The sequence below is a fragment of the Vibrio sp. VB16 genome (genome assembly GCF_015594925.2).
GTDB lineage: Bacteria > Pseudomonadota > Gammaproteobacteria > Enterobacterales > Vibrionaceae > Vibrio.
This window is the reverse complement of record NZ_CP087590.1, coordinates 3,358,444-3,378,943: the sequence shown is the minus strand read 5'-3', so window position 1 is coordinate 3,378,943 and position 20,500 is coordinate 3,358,444. Positions and strand designations below refer to the sequence as shown.

Annotated in this window: 19 protein-coding genes; 9 read left to right on the top strand and 10 right to left on the bottom strand. The window is 42.5% G+C overall.

Annotation, left to right across the window (positions count from 1 at the left end; genetic code table 11):
* Positions 1-116: 116 nt before the first annotated feature.
* A complete protein-coding gene (argE, locus tag IUZ65_RS15390; RefSeq protein ID WP_195704541.1) occupies positions 117-1,313 on the bottom strand; it encodes an acetylornithine deacetylase in 1,197 nt (398 codons plus the stop codon).
* Between the two features lie 156 nt (positions 1,314-1,469).
* Between argE and argC the strand changes: the two genes are divergently transcribed.
* The 5 genes from argC to IUZ65_RS15365 all read left to right on the top strand — a co-directional run bounded on the left by argC (position 1,470) and on the right by IUZ65_RS15365 (position 8,458).
* A complete protein-coding gene (gene argC, locus IUZ65_RS15385; RefSeq protein WP_195704540.1) occupies positions 1,470-2,474 on the top strand; it encodes an N-acetyl-gamma-glutamyl-phosphate reductase in 1,005 nt (334 codons plus the stop codon).
* Positions 2,475-2,482: 8 nt separating this feature from the next.
* A complete protein-coding gene (gene argB / locus IUZ65_RS15380) occupies positions 2,483-3,271 on the top strand; it encodes an acetylglutamate kinase (protein ID WP_195704539.1) in 789 nt (262 codons plus the stop codon).
* An 89-nt stretch (positions 3,272-3,360) separates the two neighbouring features.
* A complete protein-coding gene (locus IUZ65_RS15375) occupies positions 3,361-4,572 on the top strand; it encodes an argininosuccinate synthase (protein ID WP_195704538.1) in 1,212 nt (403 codons plus the stop codon).
* Positions 4,573-4,710: 138 nt separating this feature from the next.
* Complete coding sequence (gene argH / locus IUZ65_RS15370; protein ID WP_195704537.1) at positions 4,711-6,585, top strand: argininosuccinate lyase; 1,875 nt, start codon at positions 4,711-4,713, stop codon at positions 6,583-6,585.
* A 388-nt stretch (positions 6,586-6,973) separates the two neighbouring features.
* Positions 6,974-8,458 carry an alkaline phosphatase gene (locus IUZ65_RS15365; RefSeq protein ID WP_231363593.1) on the top strand — a complete coding sequence of 495 codons (1,485 nt, stop codon included), beginning with the start codon at positions 6,974-6,976 and terminating at the stop codon, positions 8,456-8,458.
* 27 nt (positions 8,459-8,485) lie between these two features.
* Here IUZ65_RS15365 and IUZ65_RS15360 read toward each other — a convergent pair whose 3' ends face one another.
* A complete protein-coding gene (locus IUZ65_RS15360; RefSeq protein ID WP_195704536.1) occupies positions 8,486-8,755 on the bottom strand; it encodes a DUF3624 domain-containing protein in 270 nt (89 codons plus the stop codon).
* A 253-nt stretch (positions 8,756-9,008) separates the two neighbouring features.
* Here IUZ65_RS15360 and IUZ65_RS15355 point away from each other — a divergent pair, with 253 nt between their 5' ends.
* From IUZ65_RS15355 to IUZ65_RS15345, 3 genes are all read left to right on the top strand, one after another.
* Entirely contained in the window at positions 9,009-9,299 is a 291-nt protein-coding gene (locus IUZ65_RS15355; RefSeq protein WP_195704535.1) for a co-chaperone GroES, read from the top strand.
* Positions 9,300-9,368: 69 nt separating this feature from the next.
* The gene (gene groL, locus IUZ65_RS15350; protein ID WP_195704534.1) at positions 9,369-11,015 is read left to right on the top strand and encodes a chaperonin GroEL; all 1,647 of its coding nucleotides are present in this window, start codon (positions 9,369-9,371) and stop codon (positions 11,013-11,015) included.
* 189 nt (positions 11,016-11,204) lie between these two features.
* Complete coding sequence (locus IUZ65_RS15345; RefSeq protein WP_195705138.1) at positions 11,205-11,669, top strand: GNAT family N-acetyltransferase; 465 nt, start codon at positions 11,205-11,207, stop codon at positions 11,667-11,669.
* A 78-nt stretch (positions 11,670-11,747) separates the two neighbouring features.
* Here the strand turns inward: IUZ65_RS15345 and crp are convergent, their stop codons facing one another.
* The 5 genes from crp to IUZ65_RS15320 all read right to left on the bottom strand — a co-directional run bounded on the left by crp (position 11,748) and on the right by IUZ65_RS15320 (position 16,183).
* Positions 11,748-12,380, bottom strand: a complete 633-nt coding sequence (gene crp, locus IUZ65_RS15340) for a cAMP-activated global transcriptional regulator CRP (RefSeq protein ID WP_102523323.1) — start codon at positions 12,378-12,380, stop codon at positions 11,748-11,750.
* 246 nt (positions 12,381-12,626) lie between these two features.
* Positions 12,627-13,496 (bottom strand): phosphoribulokinase, encoded by an 870-nt coding sequence (locus tag IUZ65_RS15335; protein WP_195704533.1) that lies wholly within the window; start codon positions 13,494-13,496, stop codon positions 12,627-12,629.
* Between the two features lie 99 nt (positions 13,497-13,595).
* The gene (locus tag IUZ65_RS15330) at positions 13,596-13,808 is read right to left on the bottom strand and encodes a YheU family protein (RefSeq protein WP_195704532.1); all 213 of its coding nucleotides are present in this window, start codon (positions 13,806-13,808) and stop codon (positions 13,596-13,598) included.
* A 15-nt stretch (positions 13,809-13,823) separates the two neighbouring features.
* A complete protein-coding gene (locus tag IUZ65_RS15325; protein ID WP_195704531.1) occupies positions 13,824-14,795 on the bottom strand; it encodes a hydrolase in 972 nt (323 codons plus the stop codon).
* Positions 14,792-16,183, bottom strand: a complete 1,392-nt coding sequence (locus IUZ65_RS15320; RefSeq protein ID WP_195704530.1) for an aminotransferase-like domain-containing protein — start codon at positions 16,181-16,183, stop codon at positions 14,792-14,794. The genes IUZ65_RS15325 and IUZ65_RS15320 overlap by 4 nt, the downstream gene beginning before the upstream one ends.
* A gap of 127 nt (positions 16,184-16,310) precedes the next feature.
* Between IUZ65_RS15320 and IUZ65_RS15315 the strand changes: the two genes are divergently transcribed.
* Entirely contained in the window at positions 16,311-16,907 is a 597-nt protein-coding gene (locus IUZ65_RS15315; protein ID WP_195704529.1) for a LysE family translocator, read from the top strand.
* Positions 16,908-17,040: 133 nt separating this feature from the next.
* On the opposite strand, the gene IUZ65_RS15310 is transcribed toward IUZ65_RS15315, so the two are convergent.
* The 3 genes from IUZ65_RS15310 to IUZ65_RS15300 all read right to left on the bottom strand — a co-directional run bounded on the left by IUZ65_RS15310 (position 17,041) and on the right by IUZ65_RS15300 (position 20,350).
* Entirely contained in the window at positions 17,041-17,760 is a 720-nt protein-coding gene (locus IUZ65_RS15310) for a glutamine amidotransferase (RefSeq protein WP_195704528.1), read from the bottom strand.
* 215 nt (positions 17,761-17,975) lie between these two features.
* Positions 17,976-18,437: a TIGR02444 family protein gene (locus tag IUZ65_RS15305; RefSeq protein WP_195704527.1), complete on the bottom strand. Its 462-nt coding sequence runs from the start codon at positions 18,435-18,437 to the stop codon at positions 17,976-17,978.
* Positions 18,434-20,350: an ABC transporter ATP-binding protein gene (locus tag IUZ65_RS15300; protein ID WP_195704526.1), complete on the bottom strand. Its 1,917-nt coding sequence runs from the start codon at positions 20,348-20,350 to the stop codon at positions 18,434-18,436. Before IUZ65_RS15300 ends, IUZ65_RS15305 begins: the two co-directional genes overlap by 4 nt.
* Between the last annotated feature and the right edge of the window lie 150 nt (positions 20,351-20,500).

Sequence of the window (20,500 nt, the reverse complement as noted above, 5' to 3'; positions counted from 1 at the left end):
TTTGACCGGGATCACGTCTGAAACAGATGGCGTTATAGGGTTGTGAAATAAAATTCCACAACCCTATACATGACATCGAAAACATAAGTTCAACAATGAGATCTTATGATTAAAGATTAGAAGCAATACTGACGAATTGCCTTAGAAAGAATATTAATAGTTGGGTCGATAAATTCGAACGCTAAGAATTCATCGGGCTGATGGGCTTGATCTATCGAACCAGGACCTAAAACCAATGTTGGGCACAACTGCTGTAAAAATGGCGCTTCAGTGCAATAGTTTACGGTCTCTGATTCCATCCCACATATGGCTTCCATCCCTGCAATGAAACTATTTTTTTGAGGAGCGAGTACTTGTGACGCGTGTTCATGTGATGAATGTTGGTGAGAAGAGTGCTCGTTGGAGCATTCATACCCTGGTATAGGTTCGTGTAAAGGGCGGATCTCAATGCGGTTTGGCCATTTAGCTTCCACTTCTTTTAACGCGCCGCGCAACATGTTGTCTAGGCCATCAAGGCTTATTCCAGGTAGAGGTCGCACATCGTAATGGAGTTCGCAACAGCCACAAATTCGGTTTGCACTATCTCCGCCATGGATATGCCCTAAATTTAACGTTGGCGAAGGAATGGCAAATCCCGGATGGTGGTATTCTTTCACCAGTTGGTTTTTTAGCTGCATTAGGGCGTACATAACCTCATGCATTATTTCAATGGCGTTAACGCCCAATGCAGGGTCTGATGAATGGCCAGATTTGCCGGTGACTCTAATCGCATTGGCTACGTGTCCTTTGTGGCCGCGAATGGGTACCAAGCTGGTTGGCTCACCGATAATACAATAATCCGGTTTTATCGGTGCATCATCGGTAAAGTGACGCGCGCCGAGCATGGTCGTTTCTTCATCACATGTCGCGAGTATATACAGAGGCTTTGTTTGCGTTTTCCAATCTACTTTTTTTACCGCTTCAATAATGAAAGCGAAGAACCCTTTCATGTCTGCAGTACCCAGCCCATAAAAACGGTTGTTTGCTTCGGTCAGCGTATGTGGATCAAAACTCCACTGTCCTTGATCAAAAGGGACCGTATCAGTATGTCCTGCTAATAACAGTCCGCCTTCGCCTTGACCTCGTTTAGCAATTAAGTTGCATTTGCCTTTTTCAACCTCAACCACATCCACTTCAAAGTGCATCTGTTTTAACCAATCAGCCAATAATTCGATGACTTGGCTATTCCCTTCATCCCAACTTGGGTCTGTTGAACTGATAGAAGAGGTCGAAATGAGTCCCTTGTATACATCGATAAATTTAGGTAATTGCATATTATCTTCGCTTCTCCTATTGACAGATAACCATTAAGACGTTAAAAAGCATATTAAATCATTATTTATGAATAAAAAACCGAATAATGACGTTTTTTGAGTATGAATAGTCAAGTTTGACTGTCGTCAGTTACCCAAATATTTGGATAAGTTAAGATGTTAAAAACCACAATTATTGGTGCAAGCGGTTATACCGGAGCGGAACTCGCTCTCATGGTCACAAAACATCCAGAGCTAACGCTAACAGGATTGTATGTTTCCGCCAATAGTCTAGACGCGAATAAAAAGATTAGCGCAATACACGGTAAACTTTCTGGTGTTGTTGAAATGCTCGTTCAACCTCTGACCGACGTTCAAGCTGTCGCCGAGGCTTGCGATGTTGTTTTTCTCGCGACGGCTCACGAAGTTAGTCATGACTTGGCTCCAGAGTTTTTGGCTCAGGGTTGTCAGGTTTTTGATTTGTCTGGGGCGTATCGCGTTCAAGCCGATGGCTTTTATTCCCAATATTATGGTTTTGACCATCAGCATTCTGATCTACTTAAAGGCGCGGTATATGGCCTTGCTGAGTGGAATGAGAAAGAGATCAAAAATACAAACCTTATTGCTGTTGCGGGTTGTTACCCCACCGCTTCACAACTCGCGATAAAACCACTGGTTGAAATGAACATGTTAGACCTCAATCAATGGCCAGTTATTAACGCGACAAGTGGCGTAACGGGGGCTGGTCGCAAAGCGAGCATGACCAATAGCTTTTGTGAAGTGAGCCTACAGCCTTACGGGTTGTTCAGTCATCGACACAAACCTGAAATTGCGTCTCATCTCGGCTGCGATGTGATTTTTATTCCGCATTTAGGTAATTTTAAAAGAGGCATATTGGCCACGATTACAATGAAACTTGCTGTTGGTGTAACGGCTGAAGATGTGAGTAACGCTTTCGAGAAAGCTTATCAAAATAAACCTGCAGTTCGTTTAAAGCAGCAAGGCATTCCAAAGATACAAGATGTAGAGTTTACCCCTTTTTGCGATATCGGTTGGAAGGTGGAAGGTGAACACGTCATCGTTGTCTCGGCAATAGATAATCTTTTGAAGGGGGCATCTAGCCACGCGATGCAGTGCTTAAATATTCGTAACGGCTTTGAGCCGCTTACTTCGCTTCTGTGAGAATAAATATGAATCAAAATCTAAAACCATTAGTGATTAAGCTAGGCGGCGCAGCACTTTCAAGTACCGACACTCTAGGCAAGCTTTTTAACGCTATTGATAACTATAAACATCAGGCAAACAGGGAACTCGTTATCGTTCATGGTGGAGGTTACCTCGTTGACGAACTGATGGATAAGCTTCAACTTAAAACAGTAAAGAAAAATGGGCTACGGATTACACCTTATGATCAAATACCGGTTATTGCGGGTGCGTTGGCTGGGACAGCAAACAAATCACTTCAAGGTGAAGCCGTTAAAAACGGACTCAACGCTGTCGGTCTTTGCTTGGCAGACGGTGGTCTTTGCAAGGTGGAAGAGCTGGATCCTGAACTCGGCGCAGTAGGCAAAGCGAGCGCAGGTGACCCTGCGGTGGTAAAAGCGATATTAGCCACAGGTGCATTACCTATTATTAGCTCTATTGGCCTAACGGATAAAGGCCAGATGATGAACGTGAATGCTGATCAAGCTGCAGTGGCGGTGGCAAGCGCTTTAGACGCAGAGTTAGTGCTGCTTTCTGATGTCAGTGGTGTATTGGATGGAAAGGGGCATTTGCTGCCTAATCTAGACAAAAAACAAGCTCAAGCCCTGATTCAAAGCAAGGTTATTACAGACGGTATGATTGTCAAAGTAGAAGCGGCACTTGATGCTGCTAACGAGCTTGGCAGACCAATTGAAGTCGCAACGTGGCGTTATCCAGACAAATTAAGCGAATTATTCGCAGGTAAGAGCATAGGTACGCAGTTCTTGCCGCAGTAAAATTTAGATAAACATAATTTTCAAACACAACAGATTTTATACCCGATGTACTGACCGCCAGAGCAGTCCGGGAGATCAGGAGAAATACAATGAGCAAGATTGAAGTAAAGAAAGTAGTCGTAGCCTATTCCGGCGGTCTAGACACATCAGTGATCATTCCATGGTTGAAAGAGAATTATAACTGTGAAGTGGTCGCTTTTGTGGCAGATGTTGGACAGGGTGCTGAAGAGTTAGAAGGCGTTGAAGAAAAAGCGCTCGCTTCTGGTGCGTCTGAAGTTTATATAGGAGACCTTAAAGAAGAGATGGTTAAAGATTATATCTATCCTTCTTTAAAAACGGGTGCATTGTACGAGGGTAAATATCTTTTAGGTACTTCAATGGCTCGCCCGATAATCGCTAAGGCGCAGGTTGAGTGCGCTCGGAAGGTGGGTGCGGATGCACTTGCTCACGGTTGTACTGGTAAAGGGAATGATCAAGTTCGTTTTGAAGGTGCATTCGCTGCGTTGGCTCCGGATCTACACGTTATCGCCCCTTGGCGTGAATGGGATTTAGTGAGTCGTGAAGAGTGTTTAGATTACCTAGAGGTGCGCAATATCCCATGCTCTGCGTCTTTAACAAAGATTTACTCTCGTGATGCAAACGCATGGCATATTTCAACAGAAGGTGGTGTTCTTGAAAAAACGTGGAATGCACCAAATGATGACTGTTGGGCATGGACAAAAAGCCCTGAAGAGGCACCTAACGAAGCCGAATATGTAACAATTAAAGTGGAAAAATGCGAAGTTGTAGCTGTTGATGGTGTAGATATGAAGCCATACGACGCGCTAATGTACCTGAATGAGAAAGGTGTTGAGCACGGTATTGGTCGTATTGATATCGTTGAAAACCGTTTAGTAGGAATGAAGTCACGTGGTTGTTATGAAACGCCGGGTGGCACTATTATGATGGAAGCACTGCGTTCAGTTGAACAACTTGTACTGGATAAAAGCTCATTTGAGTTCCGTGAAGAATTAGGCGTAAAAGCTGCCCACCTAATCTATGATGGCCGTTGGTTCACTCCGTTATGCGAGTCTATCCTTGCTGCAACAGAGAGCCTTGCTCAAGACGTAAACGGTGAGGTGGTGATTAAACTTTATAAGGGTCAAGCTACGGCGACTCAGAAACGTTCTGAAAACAGTCTATATTGTGAAAAATTTGCGACATTTGGTGAAGATGAAGTCTATGACCAAAGCCATGCTGAAGGATTCATCCGTTTATATTCACTAGCAAGCCGTATTCGTACTATGAATATGCAGAAGTAAAGGTAATTCGCAAAAGTAATATAACAGAAGCTTGATTCTCGGTTGTATATCGCTAGTATCTACAGCCGGGTGTTTAGCACCCATTAGCACACTAACTAACTATAATAATTAGCTTCCGTTTAGATCAGGAGATACACAATGGCATTATGGGGTGGCAGATTTACCCAAGCAGCAGATACTCGGTTCAAAGAGTTCAACGATTCACTTCGCTTTGATTACCGATTAGCTGAGCAAGACATTGTCGGTTCAATAGCCTGGTCAAAAGCATTACGTTCTGTGGGCGTGATAAACGAGATAGAACAGCAAAAATTAGAGCTAGCTTTAAATGAATTGAAGTTAGAAGTAATGGAAGACCCTGAGCAGATTCTTAAATCTGATTCAGAAGATATCCATAGCTGGGTAGAGCAACAGCTCATTAGTAAAGTCGGTGATCTTGGCAAGAAGCTTCACACAGGTCGTTCTCGTAATGACCAAGTAGCAACCGATCTAAAACTATGGTGTCGCCAACAAGGTCAACATCTTCTTATTGTTCTAGACCGTCTGCAAAACCAACTCGTTGATGTCGCATCGCAACATCAAGGTACCGTTTTACCCGGTTATACACACCTACAAAGAGCACAACCAGTAACATTTGCCCATTGGTGCCTCGCTTACGTAGAGATGTTTGAGCGTGACTATTCCCGGTTGGGAGATGCTATAAACCGTCTTGATACATGCCCATTGGGTTCTGGTGCCCTTGCGGGAACGGCTTATCCAATGGATCGTCAAGATCTTGCTCATAATTTGGGTTTTCGTCGAGCCACTCGCAATAGTTTAGATTCAGTATCTGACCGTGATCATGTGATGGAGCTGATGTCTATTGCTTCTATTTCAATGCTGCACCTTTCTCGTCTTGCTGAAGATATGATCTTCTACAATTCAGGTGAGTCCAACTTCATAGAGTTAGCCGATACCGTTACATCTGGTTCATCTTTGATGCCGCAAAAGAAAAACCCGGATGCACTAGAACTTATCCGTGGTAAATGTGGTCGTGTATATGGTTCATTAGCGGCCATGATGATGACGGTTAAAGCACTTCCTCTTGCTTATAATAAAGACATGCAAGAAGACAAAGAAGGGCTATTTGATGCGTTAGATACGTGGAACGATTGCATGGAAATGGCGGCGCTTTGCTTCGATGGTCTGAAAGTGAACAGTGAACGTACATTAGAAGCGGCCAAGCAAGGCTATGCGAATGCGACAGAGTTAGCTGATTATTTAGTTGCGAAAGATATTCCATTCCGTGAAGCGCATCATATCGTCGGTGTTGCGGTAGTGGGAGCGATAGAAAAAGGGTGTGCTTTAGAAGAGCTTTCGATTGAGGAATTGAAGGTGTTCTCTGACGTTATTGAAGATGACGTATACGAGATACTGACGATAGAATCATGCCTAGAGAAACGTTCTGCACTTGGCGGGGTTTCTCCTCAGCAGGTCGCTTATGCCGTCGATCATGCACAGCAACGTTTAGAAAAAAGAAATGTCTCTGCAATTAAGGTACGGGTTGCAAGACTCACCGATATCGATGCACTAGAGGGGATGGTCGCTTATTGGTCTAATATGGGCGAAAACTTACCTCGTAATCGCAGTGAGCTTATTCGAGATATTGGTTCCTTTGCCGTGGTAGAGCATCAAGGTGAGGTTACCGGTTGTGCTTCGCTTTATGTATATGATTCCGGTCTAGCTGAAATACGATCGTTAGGGATTGAAGCTGGGTGGCACAGACAAGGCCAAGGCACGGCAATTGTGCAACATTTAGTGACGAAAGCTAAGCAGATGGCGATACAGAAAGTCTTTGTACTAACTCGTACTCCTGAGTTCTTTATGAAACAGAATTTCTTACCGACGTCGAAAAGCTTGCTTCCTGAAAAAGTACTGAAAGATTGTGAACAGTGTCCGAGAATCCATGCTTGTGATGAAGTTGCGTTAGAGATTGATCTTTGTGAGCAGACAATTATTCGTGTTAGCGTTGCCTAATCTATTGAAATAAAGTGTAAAAGAGACAGGCATTAGCATATTTAATAAATAAATGATCTTTTTTGGGAACATTTTAGGAAAAGCCCGGTCTTATTAAGTACCACTGCTTTTTCTTAGAAGAATCTAAGAAAGCCCCTATCCGGTTTGGATTAGGGGCTTTTTCTTTTTATGGGCAACTAGTGAGTAAAATTGGTAAAACTATGCACTAAATTACTTAGGTTGGCATAATATAACGTATTGTTTTTGTTATGTTATATCATTCTAATTTAACAAAACCTTCAAAAAACCTTCACTTGAGTGTTATCTCCTGTCACATATCGTTCGTTAGCCTATTTAGCTGTTATTCATGTATGCAATAAATCATTTAATTCTAAATCGGAGAAACCTTGTGAAAGGACGTCAATTAACACTCACTATCAGCGGTTTACTAGTAGGTCTAATGGGTTGTAGCAGCAATGCTTCAAGCATCTCAACAGCGGTTGAAGTTCCACAACAAAACGATGTGTGGTACACCGACGCACAAGCCGCTATCGCCAAAGCGAAAACTACGATGCCAATCGACAAGCCAGCAAAAAATGTCATCTTATTCATTGGTGATGGCATGAGCGTTGGTACTATTACGGCAGCCCGTATCTTTGAAGGTCAACGTCGCGGTTTTTTAGGGGAAGAATATAGCTTGGCGATGGAAAGTTTACCTCATGCGGCGTTGGTTAAAACATACAATACAGATATGCAGGTTCCTGATTCGGCAGGTACAGCGTCCGCGATGGTCGCAGGTGTTAAGACCAAAGCGGGTACCATTTCGGTCAATGACAGTGTACAGCGAGGCTTTTGTAGCACGGCGTTAGGTAATGAGACGACAACCGCTTGGGAACTGGCAGCTGAACGAGGTATGTCGGTTGGTGTTGTAAGTACAGCACGGCTTACTCACGCGACACCAGCGGTAACGTATGCGCATAGCGCCGATCGTAATTGGGAGCATGATGTCCCTAATATTGCTAAAAACCAAGGTTGTGTCGATATTGCCACTCAGTTTGTGAACTTTGATAAAGGTGATGGTATTCAGGTCGCTTTTGGTGGCGGTCGTCGTGAGTTTTTACCAGTGGGCGTGACGGATTCAGAAGGTAAGAACGGAAAGCGCAAAGATGGTCGCAACCTTGTAGAAGAATGGCAGGCCAAACATCCTGAAGGTCAATATGTCTATGATCAAACGGGTTTCGACAAGCTTGATGCAAATACAACTCGCGCATTTGGTTTGTTTGAAAGCAGTCACATGAAATATGAAGCGGATCGCCGTCATGATGAACCTTCTCTTGCAGAAATGACCTCTAAAGCGATTGATATACTGTCTAAGAACAAAGAAGGTTATGTATTGATGGTTGAAGCTGGACGTATAGATCATGCTCACCATGATGGTAATGCAAAACGTGCGCTAGAAGATACGATTGCTTATGATGAGGCAATCAAAGCCGCGTTGGAAAAAACGAACTTAGACGACACCTTAGTCATTGTTACTGCGGACCACGCGCATACACTTGTCATGAATGGATACTCTGCTCGGGGTAACAATATTTTGGGTCTATCTAAATCAAAGGGCAAGTTTAGCCAAGATGAGTTTGGTAAAAAGTACACCACACTCACCTATGGAAATGGTCCCGGAGCCGTTAAAGGAGAGCGTTCTGACTTAACAGAGTCGCAAGTAATGGCGTTAGATTATAAACAACAGTCACTCGTTCGTTTAAGTTCAGAAACACACTCAGGGGAAGATGTAGCTGTATTTGCTCGAGGTCCTCAGGCTTACTTGTTCCAAGGAGTGGTTGAGCAGAACTATCTTTATCATGTTATGAATGAAGCATTAACTCTTTCTAAATAGAAAGAGTATCAGCCGATTTTAAGCCGCCTACGGGCGGTTTTTTTTACCTTCGCGATGATTTCTTTTTTGCATTGGGAATATCACAAATTTAAACCAGAGGTGCAAAAAAAGAAGAATATTAAAGGCAAAACCAGAAAATATTAATGCAATGGATTCGACACTTTTAAAGTCATCTTTGTAACCAAACCACCAAACGACCCAACAAAGAACAGAAAGCACGGTTAGTTGGTCCATACATCGTTTGCAACGACCTATTTTTTTCCAAAACCAATTATCGTCACAATCTTTACAAGCCATGATTTTTGTACCAGTTAGACACTTAGTTCGATTCTGACCTAGTCTGAGGTGCAGTGCAATTAGTACGTCGAGTCATATAAAAACGGACTTTTGTCTAAAAAACTCGGTTTAGGCTAAAAAAAAATGACTTCTATCGTAAAAAAATTGGTTTTCCCCTTGGGATTTTGCCTCTTGTCCCCCACTTAACTTTCACGCGCTGATAATTCAGTACTAAATTACATTAATGGAAACAACAATCAGGAGAGACGACCCAATGAATATTCGTCCTTTACACGACCGTGTTATCGTTGAACGCAAAGAAGTTGAATCAAAATCTGCAGGTGGCATTGTTCTAACAGGTTCTGCTGCGGAGAAATCTACTCGCGGCACAGTTCTAGCGGTAGGCAATGGCCGTATTTTAGAAAACGGTACTGTTCAGCCTTTGGACGTTAAAGTTGGTGATACTATCATTTTCGCAGAAGGCTACGGCACTAAAACTGAGAAAATTGACGGTAAAGAAGTGTTGATCATGTCTGAAAATGACATCATGGCTATTGTTGAATAAGCAAGCGTTGAGTAATTCACTCTTAAACGACAAGCAATTAGAAATAGAATTTAGGAAAGGATATTAAAGATGGCTGCTAAAGACGTAAAATTTGGTAACGAAGCACGAATCAAGATGCTAGAAGGTGTTAACGTTCTGGCTGATGCGGTAAAAGTAACACTAGGACCAAAAGGTCGTAACGTGGTACTCGACAAATCTTTTGGTGCACCAACGATTACTAAAGATGGTGTATCTGTAGCGCGTGAGATTGAACTTGAAGACAAGTTCCAAAACATGGGCGCACAAATGGTTAAAGAAGTAGCATCTCAAGCAAATGATGCTGCTGGTGACGGTACAACAACGGCGACAGTACTTGCACAATCTATCATTACTGAAGGTCTTAAGGCCGTTGCTGCGGGTATGAACCCAATGGACCTTAAGCGCGGTATCGACAAAGCGGTTATCGCAGCGGTAGAAGAGTTGAAAGGGCTATCTGTTCCTTGTGCGGACTCTAAGGCTATCGCACAGGTTGCTACTATCTCTGCAAACGCAGATGATACTGTTGGTAACATCATTGCAGAAGCAATGGAAAAAGTTGGCCGTGACGGTGTTATTACCGTTGAAGAAGGTCAAGCGCTTCAAGATGAGCTAGATGTTGTAGAAGGCATGCAATTTGATCGCGGTTATCTATCGCCATATTTCATCACAAACCAAGAAGCGGGTTCGGTTGAACTAGAAAACCCATTCATTCTTCTTATCGACAAGAAAGTGTCTAATATTCGTGAACTACTTACAATATTAGAAGCCGTTGCAAAAGCATCTCGTCCACTGCTTATCATTGCAGAAGATGTAGAGGGTGAAGCATTAGCAACACTCGTTGTAAACAACATGCGTGGTATCGTGAAAGCAGCGGCCGTTAAAGCACCTGGTTTTGGTGATCGCCGTAAATCAATGCTTCAAGATATCGCAGTACTTACTTCTGGTACGGTTATCTCTGAAGAAATTGGTTTAGAACTTGAGAAAGCAACGCTAGAAGACCTTGGTCAAGCTAAGCGCGTTATTATCACTAAAGAGAACACAACGATCATTGACGGCCTTGGTCAAGAAGCAATGATTCAAGGGCGTGTATCTCAAATTCGTCAACAAATCGAAGAAGCAACGTCAGACTACGACAAAGAGAAGCTACAAGAACGTGTCGCGAAACTCGCGGGCGGTGTTGCAGTAATCAAAGTCGGTGCAGCAACTGAAGTTGAAATGAAAGAGAAAAAAGATCGCGTAGAAGATGCACTTCACGCTACTCGCGCAGCCGTTGAAGAAGGCGTTGTTGCTGGTGGTGGTGTTGCACTTATTCGTGCAGCATCGAAAGTCGTTGGCCTTGAAGGTGCTAACGAAGAGCAAAACGTAGGTATTCGCGTTGCACTTCGTGCTATGGAAGCGCCGTTGCGTCAAATCGTTGAAAATGCGGGCGACGAAGATTCTGTTGTTGCTAACAACGTTAAAGCTGGTGAAGGTAGCTACGGCTACAACGCGGCGACAGGCGAATACGGTGATATGATTGCAATGGGTATCCTAGACCCAACTAAAGTAACTCGTAGCGCGCTACAGTTTGCCGCATCGGTTGCTGGTCTTATGATCACAACAGAAGCGATGATTACCGATATGCCAGCTAAAGATTCAGGTGGAATGCCTGATATGGGCGGCATGGGTGGTATGGGTGGCATGCCAGGCATGATGTAAGAAGGATTTGGCTTCTCGTCACTGAATGTCTTGCTCTCAAGTCACACAGTTTAGAGAACCCTAAACCTTGTTATAGTAAAAACCGAAGTTTTATCGCTTCGGTTTTTTTGTGCGTGTAGAAAATGGTTTAATTACTGGTTAGGCTTAATATTAATTATAAATTAGAAGAGAAGTGACGAAGTGCAAAGTATTATCCGAATACGACCATATACCCCAGAGGACGCCTGTACGTTGAGAACGTTGTTTTTTGATACTGTGCGTAGTGTAAATAGAAAGGACTACTCTGAAAGGCAAATAGAAGCTTGGGCATCAGATGAAATTACGCTTGATAGTTGGCAGGCACTTCTGGATAAACTTGTGCCTTTTGTCGCCGAAATTGATAACAGGATAGTGGGTTATGCCGATCTCCAATCTGATGGATTGATTGGCCATTTTTATGTCGATCACAATCATCAAAGTATGGGGATTGCGGGTGCTTTAATGCAACAAATTTTCCAGCAAGGTAATAAAAGCAAAATTCGTCGACTTTATTCGCATGTCAGTATTACTGCGAAACCTTTTTTTGAACACTATGGTTTTAAGGTAGCAGAAGAGCGACAAGTGGATCTCAGAGGGCAAACACTCATTAATTATAGAATGGAACTGCAACTATAAACCAATGCGTATCTTTTCTTATGGCATAAAAAAAGCAGCGTAAACGCTGCTTTTTAATCAATGCTGTTTGTGACGGTATTAACGTGTACCGTAAACGACGATAGTTTTACCGTGAGCAGAAATTAAATTCTGTTCTTCAAGCATCTTAAGAATACGACCAACAGTTTCACGTGAACAACCTACAATCTGACCAATCTCTTGACGAGTGATCTTAATTTGCATGCCGTCTGGATGAGTCATCGCATCTGGTTGTTTTGCTAAGTTCAGAAGTGTTTGAGCAATACGTCCCGTCACATCTAAGAATGCTAAGTCACCAACTTTTTGACTAGTCGTTTGTAGACGGCTTGCCATTTGAGCTGAAAGACGCATTAAAATGTCAGGATTAACTTGAATAAGCTGGCGGAATTTCTTAAACGAAATTTCAGCTACTTCACATGGTGATTTAGCACGAACCCATGCAGTACGCTCTTGATCTTCTTCGAATAGACCTAGCTCACCGATGAAGTCTCCTTGGTTAAGGTAAGAAAGAATCATCTCTTTACCTTCTTCATCCTTGATAAGCACAGCTACAGAGCCTTTCACAATGTAATACAGAGTTTCCGCTTTTTCTCCAGCGTGGATAAGCGTACTTTTGGAAGGATATTTATGAATATGACAATGCGAAAGAAACCACTCTAACGTTGGATCGGTTTGAGGTTTACCAAGAACCATAATTATCTCACTATTATCTGTAGGGCCTGTGCCAGCAGCTTTCCTTTGCTGTGTCCCCGTATTATTGGTGACGTTAGCATAAGATTTTAAATTCATAGCTGCAAGCTACACATGTATATAGGTTAAGAATAGTATCCTTTTTTGCAGTCAATTTCTTGATTTTGATCGCCCTGATTTCCCGTTTCTCTAAGCAAAACTGTGCACATCATCACGGTATCAGAACTAAACTGCATTCAGGCTTAATTTTTAGCCGATTTTCCCAGTTTCTATTAATTGTTGTAGAACCGGTCTGATTATTAATTCCATAGCAAAACTCATTTTTCCTCCTGGAACCACCAGAGTGTTATGGCGAGAAACAAAAGAGCCATCAATCATGGCTAAAAGATAAGGAAAGTCTACATTCTTCATTCCACGTAATCGAATCACGACGAAGCTCTCGTCCAAACTGGGTATCGCTTTCGCATTCAGTGGGTTTGAAGTATCAACAGTCGGAACCCGTTGGAAGTTTATGTGCGTTCGAGAAAACTGAGGGGTAATGTAGTTAAGATAATCATCCATAGAACGAACGATGGAGTCGGTCACGGCTTCTCGTGAATGGCCTCTATCTCGCGTATCTCGTACAAATTTTTGGATCCACTCAAGGTTCACAATGGGGACCATGCCGATTAGCAAGTCAACATGTTGTGAAACATTTATATCACCATCGACAACAGCACCATGCAAGCCTTCATAAAAAAGAACATCGCTATCTTCTGCTAGGTCTTGCCAGGGAGTGAATGTGCCGGGCATCTGATTATAAGGCACGGCCTCATCAAAGGAATGTAAGTATCGTCTTACCTGACCTTGACCTTCATCGCCATACTTTCTAAAAAACTGTTCAAGGGCAGGGAAGTTATTGGCCTCTGCACCAAAGTAACTAATGTGTTTGCCTTGTTCTTTTGCTTTTCGAATTTCAATGTCCATTTCCGGGCGAGTAAATCGGTGAAAACTGTCACCTTCCACCCACGCGGCTTTCACGTCCATCATACTAAACATTTTTCTGAATGCTTCAGATGTCGTCGTTGTTCCTGCGCCAGATGAACCTGTAACTGCGATAATCGGATGTTTTGCTGACATGAGATTCCTTGTCGCTACATTGATGATAATGATGATAATGAAGATATGAAATTAGTGTATGAGATTCTATAAAAAGAATAAACGCTTTACTTTTTGTTATCAGAACTCGCGCTTGAGTTTTATATCGACGGTTTCGTGAAGCTCAGAAAAAACAATCACCGCTTCTCCTGTCTTAAGCTGGGTTCGTACCTGACTGACTTTATCGTCTAAGGTCGTTTCGCTTTGGCCGTAATCTGTCCCTTCTCTTAATACAAACTCTTTGATTAGATTTTCAAGCGTCTCGCTATCTATTTCTTGCCATGGAATGATCATAAAGCCTACTTTTATTCATGATGCGATGTGTTGGTAATATTTGGGTATTGCTTGTTCCAACCAAAAAACGGGTTTAGTCAAGGTTCCGGATAAAAAGCCCACATGACCACCTTGTTTAAAAAGGCGATAGTGTATATTTTTGTTTAATGGAAAGTTTGGTATTACCGCTTGAGTCATAAATGGGTCGTCTTCGGCATGAATGACCTGCAAAGGGATGTTGACCTTATTAATAACATGGATGCCAGAACATTGTTGATAATAATCGTTAGCATTTTTAAACCCATGTAACGGTGCCGTGATCATATCATCGAAGCCATAAAGCGTTTTTAAGGCCTTTAGATCCTGCGTTGAAACGCCAAGTTCCGACACTAGTTGATTCTGTTTCTGTAGCGCATTTTTCTTTAGAGAGGTTAAAAGATAGTTCCGATAAATCTTGGAAAACCCTTGTTCAATTCTTGATGAACATGCTGCTAAGTCAAGAGGTGCAGAGACGACGGTGGCCGCTTCTACTATAGGATCGTCATTGTATTTAGCCAAATAATTAACCAGCATGTTTCCGCCAAGCGATATACCAATGGCGACCTTCGGCTGATCTGGAAACCTGTTTTGTATATGCTCTAAAAAGAAACGAGGGTCCTCGATTTCACCTGAGTGATAGGCTCTCGCTAGCCGATTGGGTCTGCCGCTACAGCCTCGAAAATGCATCATGACAGATAGCCAACCCTGCTGAGAAAAAGCATGCATCAAGCCATTGGCGTATGGACTCTCGAAGCTGCCTTCTAAGCCATGGAAAAGGACAAAAATAGGCTTCTCTTTTGCCGTTGGACTGGTCCAATCTTCACTCCAAGCAAGATCAAGGAAGTCACCGTCTGGTGTTTCTAATGTCTGCCATTTAGCAGAAAAAAGCGGTTGTTTCCGAATCATTCTAGGAATAACAGTCTGTAGGTGAGGATTGGTTAACCCTCTTGCTGCGTTAAACTCGGTCATAAAGTAAAATCACTGATTGGGGTGCTCTCTAATAAGGCCTTCAATTTAATTAGCCCGACTTCTACCTGAGCTTGATCGATTGGTGAACTTAATGCAAGTCGTACGGCAGGAGGCACGTTGGCGGCTGGAGGCGTAAATAGTTCCGCTGACTTTACAATTACACCATTACATGCGGCTTCTTGGACAAAGTCGCTTAAGCGCCAATGGTCTGGCAATGTTAACCAAATGTGGAAGCAGTCGTGTGTGTATTGGAGTTGAAAATCAGATAAATAGATCAGCGCGAGTGTTAGCCTTCCTCTCATTTCAGTCCGGATATAATCTAAGGTATGTTCTAGCTTGTTGGAACGAAGCAGCTCACACGCTAATGCGGTAAGTAATGGGCTAATCATCCAGCTATGGTTTTGCAACGTAATACTAAGGTGTGGGTGCAGTTTAGTGGGGGGTTGAATGTAACCCACGCGTAACCCCGGGGCGAGACATTTGGAGAAAGCACCAATATGAATAACCTGCTCAGGTGCTAAGTTAACCATTGGTGGTGGGGCATCTGCGGGAAGAAGACCATTCACATCGTCTTCTATGACATATAGGTCATGTTGTTTACAGATGTCTAGTATAGCGATACGTCGCTCCAAGGACATGGTTGCTGTTGTAGGATTTTGTAATGTCGGGGTCAGATAGATAAATCGAGCTTGGAATTGCCGGCAAGCCGCCTCAAGCGCATGAGGAATAATTCCCTCTTCATCCATTTCAATACCTTTAACGGTTAGCTGCTTTTGTTTGGCTAAACTAATCAACCCTGGATAGGTAAGTTTTTCCGATAAAATAGTATCTCCCGCACGAGTGAATGCCTCAAATACCATCTGCATCCCATGCTGTGCACCAGAACAAAACAACAATCTGTCTGCGTCAAGTTTAACGCCATGTTCATTTAACCAATCAGCCACAATCTCTCTATGGGAGTCAATGCCCGTTGGTTTTTGATAGATCATAAACTGATTGAGTGCTTGGGGTGATTGAGCAACCTTCTCCATTGCATCTTTCAGCATATCGCTGCGGTCAAACATAGGGGGGATATTGAAGCCGAAATTGCATTCGTTTGAGTCATAGTTATCCCCTTGATCAAATGCCCAGTATGCCTTTTTTTTATCTACTACATAGGTCCCAGCACCGACTCGCGCTTCCACTAAGCCTTTTCGTTCAGCTTCGGAGTAAGCTCGTGTCACTGTACCAACGGTGACGCCTAATTTGTCGGCCAATAGACGATGGGTGGGTAGTTTATCGTTCGCCATTAAATGACCGGATTCAATCTGCTCAGCCAATCGCTCTGCGATTTGTTTGTATTTAGGCATTCTGTTTGTATCGGATAATTGAAAATCTATGATTGTCATGGTGACAATAAATCCTTTGATCTTTAGTTGATGCATTGTTATGGTCATTTTGTACGCAAAAAACGAGAAAATCAACCAATATTTGCAAATTGTACCGATACAATTTGCAAGGGATGAGGAACACTAAATGGAATGGCAATTTTTTATATCAATAGCGATGTTCGCGATTGTAATGACAGGAACTCCGGGACCAAATAACGTTATGTTAACGGCTTCAGGTGCCAACTTTGGATATCGACGATCTTTGCCACATGCCTTTGGTATTGGTGTCGGTTTAATGAGCATGATTCTTTTGTTGGCTTCAGGCCTTGGTCTCATTTTCCAGCAATATCCGGTTATACAAGATGCGATGAAATGGGTAGGTAGCAGTTATTTGTTTTACTTAGCTTGGAAAATAGCCAATGCAAAACCCGTTTCCGAACACGGAGACGAAAGCAGTAAGCCTATGACATTTGTAGAGGCTGCGTTATTTCAATACCTTAACCCGAAAGCATGGATGATGATGGTCACGGCAATAGGGTCGTTTTCTTTGCAGGGTAATGAGTATTGGTGGTCAATATTGGTTATTGCGGTGATTTTTTGGATTACTCAGATACAAACATCATCTATTTGGGTTGGTTTTGGAACATTAATTGGTCGCTGGTTATCAAGCACACTTGCTTGGAGACGATTTAACCTTTGTATGGGATCGTTGACTGCGATTTGTGTTGTGTTTATTTGGTAAAAGTTGGTCCGAAAATAACCTTTTGTTACGTGATTGTATGTGGTTTAGGTTCTCGACGTTCTTCATCCTTATGAGGATGAAGAACGGACAATAAAGAAATGTTTTTACTTTTAATAATCACTCCCCATTTTCTTCATGAGCAGTATTCATAGAATCGAACTAAAACTTCACTAGCATATTTGGTATCAGAAATGGCGGTGTGCTTTTGCTCAAACCCTCTAGTTACCTGTTCTTTCAAACCGGCAAGTGAAAGCCGCATAATGTCCGCTGTAAATTCTGGATGAAACTGAACACCCCAAGTACATTTTCCGATTCTAAAGGCATGGTGAGGCTCAAAATCATTACTAGCCAACAGTGTCGCTGTTTTTGGAAGCGTTATTACTGATTGGAAATGAACGGCATGAGCGGAAAAGTGTGCTGGTAAATGAGCAAAAATAGGATCGTTTTCTGCGGCACTTAGTGTATGTATATCGACAGTGCCTATCTCAAGACCTTTAGGATGGTAACCGACCTCTCCACCCATCGCTTGTGCGATAAGTTGATGACCGAAGCAGATGCCTAGCAAGGGAATCTGGTTGTGAACAAGTTGAGAAATTTCTGTTGAGAGGCGAAGCATCCAGTCTGTTTTTTCTGTCGCCATGGACAAAGAGCCCATAATAATCACACCAGCAATCGTGTCTAAACTGGGGAGTGGGTTCAATATACCGTCGTGAAAAATGATGTCGAGGGTCTGTTTATCTGAAGTAAGTTTTTTTTCTGTAATGGCATTTTTTGCCCAAACTTCAAAATCGCCAAATTTTTTAAATTGTACTTCGGGTGCTGAACCCACATTTACGATGATTATTTTTTTCATTTTTACCCTTTTGACCATCCATGATCTAAAAACTATTTAACCTATAATCAGGCCAATACTTATACAGTAAGTGGCGGTTTATATTGGCCTCATAACGAGTTTTTTTCCATAAGTAATGGATTAATTTATACGGAATTTTGGTGTTTAATGATTTATCCATCTCTTTTTAATGTAGATAAATCAATGAAACGGTTCAATGATTTTTTGACAACCTCTTAGCTAGAGGGCTTGGGGAAATTATTAAAGAGGTGTTCTGCATTGAGTGAGCGGCAGTAGCGTAATGTCAGCGGTTCGGTTTTATTTGTAGAGAACTCAATGGAGTTTATACAGTCGACTAAATCGGACTGTTGTTGCTTCTCTAGTAATAGCTCAAACTCTAAAGACTCTCTGTATAGCGTGGCTGGTAGATGCGATTTTGCTTTTTTTCGTAAAGTTCGAAAGTGTAAAAGTAGTTCTTCAGTGCGATGAAGGCAGTGTTGGATTTTCGTCCAATCGTGTTCATCAAAAATAAGCTCTTGTTCATCTAACCACTTCAATAAAAGCAACAAATTGACATTTCCGTGGTAATTATTTTGTAGAGAAAGACACGCTTCTTTAACACCTCGCACGTTGTAATACTGCAAACTGAATTGCCATAAACGTTCTAAGGTGAGTGAAAAAGAAGCGAGTTTTGTCATTTAAATTCTTGTTCCATCTCTTCTAGCGATTCCTGAATAGTCATCCACTCTAGTTCGATATCTTCTAGAGAAGATTTAGATGTTGCTTGAAGTGCTAATACTTGATTAAGTTTAGCTTTATTTTCAGCCTGGTACAGCGATGTGTCTAATAACTCTTGTTCGGTTTCCGTGAGCGTTACACTAAGCTTATCCATTTTCTTTTCAAGTTTTTCCAGCTCTTTTCTGAGCGGTGCGGTTTGTTTGCGAAATTCGGCTTCTTTGCGCTTTTGCTCTTTTTTCGATGTCGCATTATTAGAACCACTTTTAGCGGGAAGATCTTGTGCGGCCTCTTTTTTATCGGCTTTATTTTGCTCCGTCAACCATTTGTAGTAATCATTTAGGTCGCCATCAAAGGGGGAAACTTGGCGGTCGTGCACAAGATAAAGATCGTCCGTTGTCGCGCGCAGCAAATATCTATCGTGACTAACGATAACCATCGCGCCTTCAAAAGTTTGCAACGCAAACGTCAATGCTTGACGCATATCTAAGTCAAGGTGGTTGGTTGGTTCATCGAGTAGTAATAGGTTTGGCTTTTGCCAAACCACTAACGCTAGAACCAGGCGGGCTTTTTCTCCTCCCGAAAAAGGAGCGACTTTATCTAATGCTTTGTCACCATGGAATCCAAAACTACCTAAATAGTTTCTGAGTTCTTGTTCTGTCTGTTTCGGGGCTATTTGCATCATATGTTGCAATGCCGTTTCTTCAGGATGAAGGGTCTCTAGCTGGTGCTGGGCGAAGTAGCCGATGTTGACTCCCTGTGAATAAGTGAGATCGCCACCTTGTGGTGCAAGTTCGCCGGAAAGCAATTTAATTAGAGTGGATTTACCCGCCCCATTTCGTCCTAATAGGCCGATTCGGCTGCCGGGAACTAAGTTCAGCCGAATTTTTTCTAAGATAAGGTTGTCGTCATACCCTGCCGAGACCTCATCCATCATTAATATTGGGTTTGGTAGAGCAGAAGGAATACGAAACTCAAAGTTGAATGGGTTGTCCAGTTGAGCAGGAAGAACCTTTTCCATCTTTTCTAGCGCTTTGATTCTGCTTTGAGCTTGTTTTGCTTTAGAGGCTTTATAGCGAAAACGATCGATATAGCTCTGCATATGGTTAACTTGCTTCTGCTGCTTTTGGAACATGGCTTGTTGCAGGACCAGTTTTTCAGCACGCTGATTTTCAAACGATGAATAGTTACCTGTGTATTGATTAAGAAGCTGATTTTCTACGTGGATAATTCTATTTATGATTGGATCTAGGAAATCCCGATCGTGAGAGATCAAAATAAGCGTTCCTGGATAGTTTTGCAGCCATTTTTCTAGCCACATAACTGCATCGAGATCTAAGTGGTTGGTTGGCTCATCGAGCAGTAGCAGATCTGAACGGCATAACAAGGCTTGTGCCAAGTTTAATCGCATACGCCAACCTCCAGAGAACTGGGTCAAATTCCAGTTCATCTGCTCTTGACTAAAGCCTAAACCATTGAGTAGCTCGGCCGATCTGGCTCGAATAGTGTAACCACCTATGGTCTCTATTTTTCCATGTAGTTCGGCAACCAACGTGCCGTTATCGACCTCTTCCGCTCTGGCTAATTGGGCTTCTAGATTTCGATATTCTCTGTCACCATCAATAACATATTCCAGAGCAGGACGTTCTAATGCTGGGGTTTCTTGCGCGACCCAAGCGAGTTCCCAGTGTGCGGGTTGAGCAAAGGATCCGGCGTCAATGGAAAGTTCGCCTTTTAGTAGCGCAAATAGTGTGGATTTACCACAACCATTTTTACCCACTAACCCGACCTTATCTCCGGGATGAATGGTCGCAGTGGCTTGTTCTAGGAGAGCTTTACCGCCTCGCAGCAGTTGAATATCTGAAAACGTAATCATAGAAATCTTATTGATAGGAAATGGTTTAAACGCGGGAATAGTAGGCGTTCTGAGAATAAAAGTCGATCATTATGCAATTTGCGATATGATGTTTGATACTAAAAAATGAATAAATCTAGCATATCATTGGTTTGAGTAAACTATCGATGA